This is a genomic window from Nocardioides euryhalodurans, from assembly GCF_004564375.1.
Taxonomy (GTDB): domain Bacteria; phylum Actinomycetota; class Actinomycetes; order Propionibacteriales; family Nocardioidaceae; genus Nocardioides; species Nocardioides euryhalodurans.
Genome location: NZ_CP038267.1, coordinates 1,210,115 through 1,223,504, shown reverse-complemented (window position 1 = coordinate 1,223,504; position 13,390 = coordinate 1,210,115). Strand labels below are relative to the sequence as shown.

The 13,390-nt window shown below is 63.1% G+C and carries 9 protein-coding genes; 4 read left to right on the top strand and 5 right to left on the bottom strand.

The window, feature by feature from the left end; all coding sequences use genetic code 11:
• Nucleotides 1-49 precede the first annotated feature (49 nt).
• The gene (locus EXE57_RS05740; RefSeq protein ID WP_135074887.1) at nucleotides 50-457 is read left to right on the top strand and encodes a hypothetical protein; all 408 of its coding nucleotides are present in this window, start codon (nucleotides 50-52) and stop codon (nucleotides 455-457) included.
• A 379-nt stretch (nucleotides 458-836) separates the two neighbouring features.
• Here the strand turns inward: EXE57_RS05740 and EXE57_RS05730 are convergent, their stop codons facing one another.
• From EXE57_RS05730 to EXE57_RS05720, 3 genes are read right to left on the bottom strand one after another with little or no spacing between them, the layout of a single operon-like run.
• On the bottom strand, nucleotides 837-1,628 hold the full coding sequence (locus tag EXE57_RS05730; protein WP_135074881.1) for a protein NO VEIN domain-containing protein: 792 nt from the start codon (nucleotides 1,626-1,628) through the stop codon (nucleotides 837-839).
• Nucleotides 1,625-1,942 carry a hypothetical protein gene (locus EXE57_RS05725; RefSeq protein WP_135074878.1) on the bottom strand — a complete coding sequence of 106 codons (318 nt, stop codon included), beginning with the start codon at nucleotides 1,940-1,942 and terminating at the stop codon, nucleotides 1,625-1,627. The genes EXE57_RS05730 and EXE57_RS05725 overlap by 4 nt, the downstream gene beginning before the upstream one ends.
• Nucleotides 1,942-2,196: a hypothetical protein gene (locus tag EXE57_RS05720; protein ID WP_135074875.1), complete on the bottom strand. Its 255-nt coding sequence runs from the start codon at nucleotides 2,194-2,196 to the stop codon at nucleotides 1,942-1,944. Before EXE57_RS05720 ends, EXE57_RS05725 begins: the two co-directional genes overlap by 1 nt.
• Before the next feature lie 149 nt (nucleotides 2,197-2,345).
• Here EXE57_RS05720 and EXE57_RS05715 point away from each other — a divergent pair, with 149 nt between their 5' ends.
• The 3 genes from EXE57_RS05715 (at nucleotide 2,346) to EXE57_RS05705 (ending at nucleotide 7,763) form a co-directional block, all read left to right on the top strand.
• On the top strand, nucleotides 2,346-5,810 hold the full coding sequence (locus EXE57_RS05715; RefSeq protein ID WP_135074872.1) for a TM0106 family RecB-like putative nuclease: 3,465 nt from the start codon (nucleotides 2,346-2,348) through the stop codon (nucleotides 5,808-5,810).
• Between the two features lie 237 nt (nucleotides 5,811-6,047).
• A complete protein-coding gene (locus EXE57_RS05710) occupies nucleotides 6,048-6,527 on the top strand; it encodes a hypothetical protein (protein WP_135074869.1) in 480 nt (159 codons plus the stop codon).
• 357 nt (nucleotides 6,528-6,884) lie between these two features.
• The gene (locus tag EXE57_RS05705) at nucleotides 6,885-7,763 is read left to right on the top strand and encodes a phage tail tip lysozyme (RefSeq protein WP_135074866.1); all 879 of its coding nucleotides are present in this window, start codon (nucleotides 6,885-6,887) and stop codon (nucleotides 7,761-7,763) included.
• Nucleotides 7,764-7,979: 216 nt separating this feature from the next.
• Here EXE57_RS05705 and EXE57_RS05700 read toward each other — a convergent pair whose 3' ends face one another.
• Together EXE57_RS05700 and EXE57_RS05695 are read right to left on the bottom strand one after the other, a co-directional pair.
• Nucleotides 7,980-9,053, bottom strand: a complete 1,074-nt coding sequence (locus EXE57_RS05700; RefSeq protein WP_135074863.1) for a hypothetical protein — start codon at nucleotides 9,051-9,053, stop codon at nucleotides 7,980-7,982.
• A 1,342-nt stretch (nucleotides 9,054-10,395) separates the two neighbouring features.
• On the bottom strand, nucleotides 10,396-11,922 hold the full coding sequence (locus tag EXE57_RS05695) for a hypothetical protein (protein ID WP_135074860.1): 1,527 nt from the start codon (nucleotides 11,920-11,922) through the stop codon (nucleotides 10,396-10,398).
• Nucleotides 11,923-13,390 lie beyond the last annotated feature (1,468 nt).

Below are 13,390 nucleotides of genomic sequence, written 5' to 3'. Positions count from 1 at the left end.
TGACCGATTCGCCACCCGAAATGTCGGACCTCAGTGGAAAGATCACCACGTGACAGACACTCGATTCGCGACAGTCGTCGAAGACCTGGAGACCCTGCTCAGCGTGGTTGACGTCGACGAAGTCCGCGACATCGAGACCCTGCTGATGTTCCTCTTCGCCAGGCCGGTCCAAGTTGGCGATGTGTGGGACGACGAGGTCGGGGCAGCAGCTCTTGAGGTCGTAATCGCGGGCAACGACGAGAGCATCGGATCTGCCTACGAGTTTCCGCTGAGCGTGATGGATCTGGCCCGCGCATGCGCCGAAACGGTGGAGGAACTCGGCGCCTACACCCGTGATGGCTTCGCCTTGGAGGAGGCGGCGCCCGACGTCTCGTCCATGGGCGAGACCGAGCTCATCACCGCCTTGCAGCAGGCCCTCGGCCAGGTCCGCTTCTTCAACATGATGGACGACGATTGAGCCTCCAGTTCGGCGGATAGTGTCGGTCCCTCGCTCTACGGTGATCACATGATGCTTCCCCCGGACGACGTGGAGCGTGAGCCGTACGACGTCCCCCGCGGCGCCTGCCCGGCGTGTGGATCGGACGACGTCACCCACCTGGTCATCGGGCTGCCCTCCGGACCGGAGGCGATGGAGGGCGATCCCGACTGGGTGCACTGGGTCGGCTGTGTGCACGCCGGGTTTGACCGGGAGTGCGGGTCATGCGGTGCCACCTGGAGTACCCGTCCCGTGTCTGCTTGTGTTTTAGACGAGATTGCGACCCGTTCGGGGCCGCGGCCGCCGGCGGTGGCCTACAAGAGGGCGGGCGAACGCTAGACGTGCACCAGGTCCGCAGAGATCAGTGGGCGAGGTTGACGCGGTAGACGGTCGGGTCGGCGGCCGCAGTCACCGCTTGACGCTCGTACTCCATCAATGTCGGGTCGGTGAGGGCGTTGGTTACCAAGGCCAAGAGCCAGTCGGGGTCGTTCTCGGCGGTGCGCAGCTCGTTGCGAGTGAGAAGGACGGAGGGCATGGAGCTGGATACGCCTTTGACCTCGAGGTGGCGCTCCTGGCCGTCGCAGCGTGCGGTGAGGTCCCAGCCGCACTTGAGGTGGGCGACGCGGGTCACTGTCCAACCCGCCGCCTCGTAGTGGTGCTGGACCACGGCCTCGGCGGCTAGTTCGACCTTGCGGTTCGTGGCCGCGTCGCCGAAGCCGGCCCCCCAGGTGCCGACGGTGATCGTGTTCGACGTCTGGCGGGGGTCGCCGGGGTGGACGGGGGTCTCGATCGGGCCGCTGTACTCCCGGACCAGCACGGGTACGGACCGCGGGTGTGTTCGGTAGCCCAGGCCTCGCTCGGTCAAGACCTTGACAAGGTCGGTGCGGAGCGGGATCAGGCGGTGGCGGGTCTCAGTTCCGATCTGCAGCAGCTCGGCCCACAGGGTCATGATGTTGCCGGGGGAGCGGTGCCAGTCGTCGTCGTAAGGCGCCGCGGTGTCCCACAGGTAGGCGTGTAGGAGCGCGAGGAGCTCTTCCTGCTCCTCGGCGGGGTAGAGCTTGAGCGGGACCCGTGCCCGGCCTAGCTGGTCGGCTCGGCTCAGGCCGGCCCGGATGAGGTCGGCGAGCAGGGCGTTGGAGTCCTGCGAACTCACGTGTGGTCGCTCGACGGGCCTTGCGGGTACTCGACGCCGAAGTGGTCGGCGATGAGTTCGGTCGTCTCGCAGCCCCAGGTCGAGCGGCGATGCATCGGGTTCGCTTCGTCATCGAGCGAGTCGCTAATACCCGTGCCGGATCCGCAGTCGCGGTGCAGCGCCAGGAGCTTGCGGGCGAGCGGGTCGTTGATCGAGTTGAGGCGACGCATCGCATCCACCCACCGAGAGACTGGTGCGGGGGAGTCGTCGACCTCGTGCAAGACATCCATGTGCCAGGCCGCGCTGGCCTCCTCGTCGTACTCGTAGCGGCTCATCAGCGCATCCCGAAGAACGACGTGATCCGGTCGACCTGCTTTTGGTCCAGCAGCGCGGGCCGGCAGGCGCCGTAGGCGTTGGTCAGGTCGACGATGAGCTGGCGGGTCTGGTCGAGGCTGAGGTCGATGGTCGCCGTCTCGCCGACGGTGCTGGTGACCTTGAGGTCGACGCGCTGGACGTCCTCGTCGACGTAGCGGGCGTGCGCACCGATCTTCTTTGCCTTGACGGCATCGCTGCGTTTGAAGATTCCCACGGGTGAATCGTGGCACGTCGGCCGCCTGATGGGGGCTGGAACCGTGCGGCCGAGGAGATGGGCAGACACGAACTGGGCGCTTGTGGGGCGAACCTCTGTGGATGTCAGTCGGCGTAACTACAGTCTGGAGTCCAGCGAAGGGAATCCCGATGATCGTGTCGAACGACGACATCCTGTGGTCGGCCAGTGATCTCACCAAGGCAGCGGAGTGCGAGTTCTCCCTGCTCCGTCAGCTCGACGTGAAGCTGGGACGGATCCCCGTGCCCGAGGCTGCCGATGACCCCCTCATGGACCGCATCGCCGAGATCGGCCTCGACCACGAAGCCCGTGAGCTGGCCCGCCTCAGCAAGGGTCTGACGTCCTATGACGTGGCGACGGGCGGTGGCGTCTGCCTCATCGAATACCCCAAGCCCTACGCGCCTGCGCTGCTTGCCGAGCGTCGCGACGAGACCCTCGCCGCACTCGAGGCTGGCGCCGACCTGGTCTGCCAAGCGGCGTTCTTCGACGGCAGTTTCCACGGGTTCGCGGACTTCCTCATCCGCGACGACAACGCCTACCGCGTCTGCGACGCCAAGCTCTCCCGCCACGAGCGGCCCAAGGCCCTCCTCCAGCTCGCGGCGTACGCCGACCAGCTCACCGCAGCCGGCATCCCGCTGACCGACGACGTCGAGCTGCTGCTCGGCAATGGCCGCCAGGTCAGGTTCCCGCTTAGGGATCTGGCGCCGGTGTTCCGGGAGCGCCGGCGGCGCCTGTTGGACCTGCTGCACGGGCACCAAGCAGCGGAGTCGCCGGCCAAGTGGGGGATGCCAGGTGTGCTCGCCTGCGGCCGCTGCGACGTCTGCAGCGAGGAGGTCGCCGACGCCAACGATCTGCTGCTGGTCGCCGGGATGCGGATGACCCAACGGCGCAAGCTGATGGATGCCGGCATCACCACCATGGACCAGTTGGCCGCGGCCACGTCGAGCGTCGACGGCATGTCCGCCTCGACGTTCACAACGCTCCATGCGCAGGCCGCGCTCCAGGTCGCCGGTGGCACCGAGGGAGCGCCCGTCACCGCCGACGTCTTCTGCCCCGACCACCTTGCCGTGATCCCCGCTCCGTCTCCCGGCGACCTGTTCTTCGACTTCGAGGGTGACCCGATGTGGAACGACGGGAACCCCGACTGGTGGGGTTTGGAGTATCTCTTCGGTGTCAGCGAGGTGCCCGAGCCTGGCGCCGAGTCTCCGTTCACGCCGTTCTGGGCCCACGACCGTGCGCAGGAGAAGCAGGCACTTGAGGACTTCATCGAGTTCGTCCGCGTCCGCCGCGAGAAGTATCCCGACCTCCACATCTACCACTACGCGGCGTACGAGAAGTCCGCGCTGCTGCGGCTCGCGGCCAAGCACGCGACCTGCGAGGCTGCCGTCGACGAGCTGCTCTCCGCAGGCGTCCTCGTCGACTTGTACGGCGTCGTGCGTGGCGCGATTCGGGTCTCCGCGCCGTCCTACAGCATCAAGAAGCTCGAGCCCCTCTACATGGGCGACGACCTGCGTGAGGGCAACGTGACCGACGCAGCGGCATCGATCGTCGAGTACCACGCCTTCTGCCAGGCCCGGGACAACGGCGATGCCGAGGTTGCAGCGAAGCTGCTGGCCGAGATCCGCGATTACAACCGCTACGACTGCGAGAGCACCCGCCGGCTGCGTGACTGGCTGCTCGAGCGGGCTGCTGAGCACGGCGTGACGCCGCGCGCCGCTGAGGTGGCGCAGACGAAGCCTTCCGAGCTCGAACTCACGCCGCTCGAGGTCCAGCTGCGCGAGGGACTGCCCGAGACGGGGCGCACCCCGGACGAGCAGGCGCGGGCCCTGCTGGCCGCGGCGATCGGCTACAACCGGCGTGAGCACAAGCCGTTCTGGTGGGCTCACTTCGACCGGTTGTCCTCGGCGCTGACCGACTGGCGCGATGAGCGCGACGTCTTCGTGGCGGAGTCCGCCGAGGTGATCAAGGACTGGGCGAAGCCGACCCCGCGGTCGAGTCCCCATCGACACGTGCGCCTGGTCGGCCATTGGGGTGCGGGCAGCGTGGTGCACGACGGCGACCAGGTGAGCACCGTTTACGCGAACCCCGCAGATGGAGCGCACGACGTGCCGTCCAACGCATCGCTGGGCTGCTCGCGGAGCGGCGTCGTGATCGTCTCTCGTGGGCGCGACCTCGACGGCCGCGACGTCCTGGTCGTCGACGAGACGCTGACAAAGGACTGCGCGCCCTACGACCAGCTTCCCGACGCGGTCGTTCCCGGGCCGCCGCCGGGCACTGGTGGCATCGACGCGGCCGTCCAGGAGCTGGCCGAGGCGGTTCTCGCGCGCGGACTACACCCACAGCCCGGACTCGACGTCCTTCGCCGCACTCCACCCCGCCTCAGTGGAGGAGGAATGCCGCGCGGTGGGGATTCGGTCGGCGACATCTTCGACGCTGTCCGCGCCCTGGACCGCTCGTACGTCGCCATCCAGGGGCCGCCGGGCGCCGGCAAGACGTACGTCGGGTCTCACGTCGTGGCGCGGCTGGTGCGCGACCATGGCTGGAAGGTCGGGGTGGTCGCCCAGGGCCACGCAGTGGTGGAGCACATGCTCGACGCGATCGTGCAGGCCGGGCTGCCCGGCTCGGTGGTCGCCAAGAAGGTCGGCGACGTAGGCGCGTCCCGCGCCTGGACCGGGATTAGGGACAGTGGCTACGCGAAGTTCCTCGATGAGAACAGCACCGGCTGCGTGGTCGGCGGCACCGCGTGGGACTTCGTCAACACCAAGCGGATCGACCGGGACTCGCTGGATCTCCTGGTCATTGACGAGGCCGGTCAGTTCTCGCTCGCTCACACGCTCGCCGTTTCGGTGGCAGTGAAGAGGCTGCTCCTGCTCGGTGACCCTCAGCAACTGCCACAGGTCAGCCAGGGCATCCACCCCGAGCCCGTCAACGACTCGGCGTTGGGATGGCTAATCGGTGAGCACGCAACGCTGCCTGAGGACTTCGGCTACTTCCTCGACCTCACCTGGCGCATGCACCCCAACCTGGCCGAGAAGGACTCGAAGCTCTCGTACGAGGGCCGGCTCCGAGCGCACCCTCGCACGGCCGCACGCGATCTAGCAGGCGTGGAGCCCGGCCTGCGCGTCGTACGTCTCGACCACCAGGACTGCTCCGTCGAGTCGATCGCGGAAGCCGACGAGGTGGTCCGCCAGGTCGAGAGCTTGATCGGTACGCCGTGGACTGCGCCCGACTTCTTCGAGGGCACGCGGCCGCTGACCGCCGAGGACTTCCTCGTAGTCGCGCCCTACAACGCCCAGGTTCACGCGGTCCGCCGGGCGCTGGACGAGCGTGGGTTCGCCGAGGTGCTGGTCGGCACGGTCGACAAGTTCCAGGGCCGAGAAGCCGCCGTCGTTATCGTCTCGATGACTGCATCGTCGATCGCCGACGTACCGCGTGGCATTGACTTCCTGCTCGACCGCAACCGTGTCAACGTCGCGATCTCGCGGGGGCAGTGGCTGGCTGTCCTCGTTCGCAGCGGTCGCTTGACGCAATTCTTGCCGACGTCCACCACCGGACTGCTCCAGCTAGGGGCATTCGTCGGGCTCTGCGAGGAGTAGAAACCACGAGTCACCGCTCGGGCGCCTTGCACAGGCATTTGGCATTCCGAACTATCAGCACGTTGAAGCCTATTCAGTCGACGCACAAGGCCAACCCCAGGCTGTCGACGCACCCATCTCGGCGCCGTAGCTCTCTGCCTGAGAGCGTCAGCTGATCGTTCCTTCAGGCGCAGATCGGCGACTGATGGCTGCAGCCGACCGCTACTCTGCCTCGAGTCAACGGAACGGGGGAAGTTGGTGCCTACTGAGAACCAAGTGCGCGGCGAATGGGGCGAAAAGCAGGTTGCGAAACTCGTCGATTGCCAGGTGTGTCGCGCCCGCAAGTTGAGTCAGCTGGCGGGAAGCTTCCCATCCCTTGACCTCGTTTGCCGCAACTGTGGCGGATATCTGGCACAGGTCAAGACCCCGAAGATGGATGCCGCCAAGGCGCCGGACTGGCGCCCGCGGACTCTGATGGGCGCGGGCTGGAACCCACTGCAGGTGCAAATGTCCATCGGCTCCATGCGCGACTTGTATGTGGTCGGGGCAATTCCGCATCGGAGCACTTATCGCTTGGCGTGGATTGATCGAGTGCCGGGGCCAGCGCTGCTTGCTAATGCCGATGTGTTCGAATACAGGCTCGCCGTAATTGGGGGCGGGACACGTCGGCACGCCATGTTCAACATCGCCTATCACCGTATCCCGCCTGCCTGCGTGATCAACGTATTCACCGCGTGAAGCGCATAGTCGGATGGAAGCCGTTCCGACGAGCACCCGGGTCTGCTGCACGATCAGGTGACAAGTTGGGTCACGCAGCCTAAGTGGCTGGCGCGGTCATGATGGTCTCGAACTCGATGGGGGGGGGGCATCGGCCGAGGGCGTCTTGCCTGCGGCGTAATGCTTTGGCGGCCACAGGTGGCCCAACTGCGGGAAGGGGTGCAAGACTGGCTCTCGAGACGTCGTGATCTAACTGGGCGTCGAGGGGCCGGTCCGCTCGTCTGGTCGTACTCGGAGAAGTCACGGAAGCATGGTCGATCACGACCGGAGTTCCGGCTTGGACCGCTCGGCGGCGTCGGCGAGTGATAGGACCTAGAATTGAGCATCCGACGGAGCTTGAGATACGGGGATCGCGGTGACGACGTACGCGAACTCCAACAACTTCTCGTTGACCGGGGCTTCGACTCTGGACAGATCGACGGCATCTTCGGGGACCAGACGGAGCAGGCTGTGGTCAGCTTCCAGGCTAGTTGCGGGCTCGACCAGGATGGTGTCGTCGGCCCGCGCACCTGGGGGGCCCTCGGCTCTGATGAGGAGGTTGAAGGGTCGCCTGAATCCGCGCTGGAAACCTCGACATCGACGCACGCAGATTGGACATCTGTAGACGGCCCTGGGCGCATGCGGTACGGCATGGCCAGGCTGATCGAACAGTACGGCTATCCCGTCAACGGCGCCGCGGGGATCGTCGGAAACTTGTGGGCCGAGTCCGAAGTGCTCCCAATGCGAATTGAAGGCAGCTCGTCTACGACGCCGATGCGGTCCCGCAACTTCTCAGGTGCCACGGTCGACTTCACAGCTACTGAGATTATGGGTCGCGATCGGGGGGCCCAGGTGGGACCGGCGCTCCCCGGCGTGGGTCTCGCGCAGTGGACCTCGGGCGGTCGCAGAGGCGGCCTGTTTCAGCACGAGTATCAAGGCCAGACGCTCGGGGCAGAGATCCTCTTCGACATGGACGCCCAGATCGACTACTTGGTGCATGAACTTCGGAATCAGTACCTTCACGTGCACGCCGTCCTTGCCCACGAGGACGTTAGCGTCGAGAACGCCTGCGATGAAGTCCTCTACAACTTCGAAGTGCCGGGTTCGGTGCTGGATCAAGCGACGAAATTGCCGCGGACCGATCCCCGCGTGCAGCGAGTCTTTCAGGCCCGCAGGATTCATGCCCGAGCCGCAGTGCAGTACTACGAGGAGCACTAGTCAATTGACCGAGCGGCTCGCTCATGGTCCGGGCCCCAGCGACGCGTTCCGCAGATCCCTCTAGAGCTGTCACCGCTCGAGGGGCGGAGGTCAGCGTTCAAGAATCACGCCCTCGCATGGATACTCACGCGGCGGCAATCGCACAGCCAAGCCTTGTCACGCTGCGTCGCCGCAAAAGACTCGCTGAACAGGCGAAATGGCTGGAGGAGAGAGGTTCTACAATTCCAGTTCTGACACCCGCATCAAACCCTCAAGCTTGGTCTCGGCAGTAAAGAACCAATCCCGGTCCACGACGACATTATTCGTGTCTGCGGGGACGGAAGTATCCGCGCTCTCGCCGGGGATCAGGATCGCTTCCAAAGAATGCTCGCGAACTCCGTCGTGTGACAGAGTGGCGCATCCGGTGAGTTCAAGAGTGGCTGCACTAGCGCTGGTTACGACCAAGTTGCCCGCATCGAGCACGCTAACTATCTCATTCGCTTGACCAAAAGTCTTGTACGCACTCATGTAAAGAGTCGACTCGAGAAATGGGTGGGGGCCGTCCAACGAGAGGGACAACTTGAATTCACGGGGCTCTGGCGACGACAGGGCCGCCGCTAGGACGCTCTCTTCCGACGCTCCTCCCAGTTCTATCCAAACGTAGAAATTCCCTACTTCCGACACATTCGGTTCGATCGCCTTGATCACCAGTTCGTCCTGACTAACCCCGCGAGCTCCAAACTCTGCAACGTCATGAGGGAACTCCACGTGTCCGCAGAACTCCAGATCCATCATCGCGGCTGCCACTCGCAAGCCCTCGGAATACGGAAACAGCGGACAAACCTCTACAATAAACATCCCGTCCTTGGACACACCAAATCTCAATCCAGTGGAGTCACGCACGAGGCCGTAATGCTTGGGAACCGTCACCTTTGTTTCGGTTTTCGCATTGTACAATATTTGTGAAAATGATGGGCAACTGTCCAGCAGGAATGAGAGTGACTCATCAGCGCGGTACAGATCGCGGCGGTACCAGCGGCGGTGCCTATATGCATAAGTCGTTGATGGAGCTGGGGGCGTTCCACCTACTAATCGGCGACGCATATCTGAGAGTGGTAAGTGATCCGAATCCAGTCGCCGCCTAGCATTCATTTCGCTCATGAAGCGCTCTTGCTGCTGCTGCAGATTTCGATGGGCCCTCGTCGCCATATCGACATGGGTTTGGTGAGCCACCCGGTCCTGATTCAACTGCTGCTGCAGACGTAGCTGGCGTTCTACGCTTTCACGTGCAAGCCGCCCTGGGTCGTTCACAAAGTTCGATGACACGGCCAACCTCACTATCAGCCCACTGAATCGCTACATGGGGGAAGCAGAGGCATGCGGCGCAAGACCCAGCCGACTATTTGGGCTCCATCATGGCTCAACTGCTCCTGACGCGACGTCCGTTCAACGCGAAAGGGCCCGACGCCCGAGACACTCTGGGGACGGTCAGCCCGTTTGGAGTGCTCTTCGGCCTCCACCAGAAGGCCTCGAATCACCAGCATATGGGTTGCTATCCACGCGAAATTGGGCGCGACCGACGCCCTCGCGAGCTTCCCTTGCGCGACGTCGGGGACCGCCCACTCTCCATTCTGCAAGAAACTTTCGAAAAGCCAGGGGCGGCTTAAGCTGGCGACCAACAGGCCGAACCGCAGATGGAGACGTTTTGCGCTGATGGGCATTGAACCCAGTTGTCGAGTTGCGCGCGCTTGTTCGGCAACATGGCGCATGGACGGCGACATTGATTTCACGACGCTCGCCCACCTGCCCTGAAACTTTGGCCCGCTGTCCGTTAGTTCCACTAGGCTCTCGGCAGTCGCGTCGATCCGAAGGCCTTCGGTTTCGTCCCACCAGGAGAGTGCAGGGGCGGGACCGGGTCCCTGCGCCGCAGCGAGATTGGAGTTTAAGGCGGTGGAGTTGTAAAGGTCGGTGTACGCAGTTGGGGCAGAGGTACGGTCCTCATCCGCGCCGACAGCCTCTGATGCCTGTTCAGAGGAACTAATTGTCAGTTCATGGTCTACCCAATTTGATGACCGAATATCATACCAGTTGGAGGGTGTTATCGTGGCAGCGCGAAATTCCGTGCCAGGGACCGTAATGGACGCCTGTCTACTCAAGCGCCAGCGCTCTGCCGCCTCAGCCTGAAGTTCAGCGAAACTACTACTATCGCGACTGCCAGGAATGTAGCTACGGTTAACCAATTGATACCAGTAGGTATCTGGTGCGTCGGCCGCATCCATGCGAACGCTGTAACCGTCACCGACGTCGACGATGGTGCTGTTGCAAATGTGAGCGGACTCCTCCAACGCGTATGCCCGCCTCGATTCTTCGGTATCCCCAACGAGAAGTTCATCGCTCGATACCGATCCGCCATAAACACTGAGCCGGAGACTCGAGGTGCCCGGCTCATCGGAGGCCTCTCCCAATGGTATCAACGCTTTGACCGAATCCAGGCGACGGATCGCGTCGTATAGATCCTTAACGGTGAGCATAAGTCCGACAGACAGACCTGAAGCTGGTCACACTTCCATCCCTCCGAGCGTCAGGGCCGTTGGTGCAGGCCCGCGGGGTTGGGCTTGACGAGGCGCCGGTCATCGATGCCCTGGAGTCACCGTCAAGGCGACGGAGAAGGTTGCTCTGTGTACCCGCTTGAATCCTCCTGCGGCGAGCGGGGATTGATCTGAGAAACATAGCCAATAAGCTGGATGCCTTCTACTTTCAGCCCCTCCTTGGTTTCCTTGGCTTCCAGGTCTTCTTTGCCAGTTTCCTTCGCGTACTTCGCCTTTAAACTGAACGGCCCGAAACCAACAGAGGCCGAACCGCCGTTACGGGACGTGGCCTCCGACCAATCCTTCTTCCAATCCCGCCAACTGATTGTCAGGTCTTTAAGCAGAATGAGCCCGACTGGAATGGACGGTAGGAACGCGGGCTCGCGGCCTTGGCTCGGGAGCTCTTGAGCGGCTGTTCCATCCGAAATGCAGCCTGCAGGGTAATCACCCAGCAAGAACCAGTTCGGCAGATTGAGAAGCGCCGTGTCCAGCCAAGGTCTATTGATGTCGACGGCCGCGTACTTGAACTCCACGTTGAGGTCCTCGACACTCTCCTTCACTGATTCTTTGGAATCCATGTGCTCGAAGTCTCCCCCGGCAGACCACAACCCAAACCCGACAGAGGCTCCTGCGCCATATTCCGTCTTTTCTCGGTCCTTACTCTCGGTTCGGTGAAGATCCGTCTTTGAGTACTTAGTCCATCCACTGTCATCGTAAGGGTCTGCCCAATTGGATGGAGTAATGAACGTATATGGGATCGGACTTAGACCCTGCGGCATACCGGCCTGCCCGTCACGCCAGGCCGCCCTCGCAAGTGTCAGCAAGGCTGTAACAGGACTCATCCCCCTGCTGGCGAGTTCCTGCAAGGCGCTTTCTACTTCCTTTTTGTATCCGAATCCTTCCCACTTCATATACGCGTGCTTTTCTGCGTCGATTAAGGGCAGACCATCTATCAGAAAGTCTGCCATCTTGCCTTCTTCTTTATACTCGGAAAAGACCCTGTTCCTTGCGATCACAGCGGCCGCGTGTTCCTTGCGGTACTGTTCATAGGCCAACATCTTTGACGAGGGCACTTCTTGGCCCGCTTCATTCTTGGTCTGAACAACATCCAACAGCGCCGCGTACTTTGCCTCCATTTCCTTGGTCAACTTCTGTGACTCCAGAGTCGACTGGGCGCCGGTTATGATCGCATACCATGTGCGGTGGATGCTGGTCGCTCCTGGATAAGGGGTCCAGTCATCAGCGATCTTGAGCTTCTTGTCAACGAGAAAGAACGTGTTCACGAACGCTTTTACTGCAGCGCTCTGTTTCTCGTTCTCCTTTCGTATCCTGGTCTCCTCGTCGGCCTCCGGCTCTGTGTTCACCTGCTTTGGGTCCGTGGCGTCCGCGGCCGGAGGCGGGTTCTTAGTGGCGTTGATGGCTGGGCCGGATGGACCGAATGGTGAATAGGGGTTCGCGTAGTCGTCAGGCCGGATGGGCAGAGCCACTGGGCGAAACGAGATGTAGAAGCCTTCTGTAGGCTTGCCGCTTTCCGGATCGAGTCCAGCTGCGCGAGCCTTGAGGTCCCTAAGGAGTTTCTGGATGTCTGACATCGGCCCTCCCCGGCGAGTGCAGAGCAATGCTTCGTCCAAAAGTCCTCCCCCCCTTGGTCCGTGTCAAGGGGCCGCCGACGGCGCGTTCCGCGCGACGGGTGTACAAGTTCGCCGGTCTTATCGACCGCAGTGTGCGAAACCCGTGGAAGCAGAACCGTCTCCTGCACCGAGCCAGACCGCACGGTGTCGCGGATCCCTCGACGCGAAGTTGTACCGGCGAGCAGCTCGCCTCGGTCGCAGGGGGACGCGGCGCACCCTGGCGGTAGATCCGCGACGCCGGTTGCCAGAGGATGCAATGGGACGGTGACGGGTCGGGCGACCGAGTTGCGCCGAGACCGCCAGGCCGGCTGCCGGAGAAGCGGGAAATGGCGAGGGTGAGGGCGGCGATGGCGCATCCGTTGATCTGTACTCGCCGCGTAATGGACGAGGGCGAGCATCAACACACGCTGCCGATCGACCAAGGACCGATCCGCAGCGTTTGTGCAGGAGCGGTGTTTGTTGCGGTCATTCGGCGTCTGGACGACCGCAGCCGGCGCCCGCTTGGATGGCGAAATGGATTGGTCAAGGCTGCCCACACTGGAACAGGCCTGATGAGAGCCACAAGAACACCGCCTGGGCCCCCGCAAGAGGTTGGCTGCAAGACCAAGGCGTGGACGGCGAAGACTACTAGGGCGGGGTGGATTCGCTCGAGCATGCCCACCTGGAACCTCGCCCGAGGACTGATCTGAAAGCGGGCGACTGCGCGGTCGACATCCCTACCACGTTGGCGCGGTCAGCGCTCAATCGACCATCCGACAACAGACGGAACGCCCACTTGCCATGCGGGCGCCCGGCCGCACGTCGACGGCCGGCCCCCACGCCGTGCCAGATGCGGTGCTCAACGTCCGACTGCGAACCGGGTTATCGTGGATGGCTTCCGGGAGGGCCGCCGGTCTCCGGCGGGGGGTCGTAGATCTGCTTGACCTCCTCGGCCGTCTTAGAATCCACGCCTAATTTGTCGACTATGCGGTTGGCCGCGTTCCCCGATTTGTTGGAGCTCTTGCTGAACATGCCAGCAAGTCCGTTCCTAATCCGATTGCCAAGACTCATGACGCCCTCCCTGGGTAATCAATCCTAGACCTGACCGTGGGCCGCTACCAAGCAACGGGCGCGCACCGGAGGGCTGCCCCGAGCTTGGTTGACACCTGACCTCTGAGGTTTCGGCCCCAGACGGAAGGATGTCCCTGTGACAAAGCCCCATCCCTAGGAGTTCCGCGACGAGGTCGTGGCCGTGGCTCGCGTCGAGTGGCGGCTCGCTTGAGAACAGGATCAACGGCATCGACCGAAGCTCGAGTACACGGTGGTTTCCGTGGAATTCGGTCTCGCTCTGCTCAAGAAGATCGGCGGCACATGCCCTGTGACCGCATCTTCCTGATCATCGACTGGAGGCGGTGGCGGCAACGACTCTGAGGCGTGCAACTTGGGATGC

What these genes read in the sequence shown, in the direction of transcription:
- EXE57_RS05725 (WP_135074878.1), bottom strand. Translation starts at nt 1,942, where the DNA reads ATGAGCCGCTACGAGTACGACGAGGAGGCCAGCGCGGCCTGGCACATG.
- EXE57_RS05715 (WP_135074872.1), top strand. Translation starts at nt 2,346, where the DNA reads ATGATCGTGTCGAACGACGACATCCTGTGGTCGGCCAGTGATCTCACC.
- EXE57_RS05695 (WP_135074860.1), bottom strand. Translation starts at nt 11,922, where the DNA reads ATGTCAGACATCCAGAAACTCCTTAGGGACCTCAAGGCTCGCGCAGCT.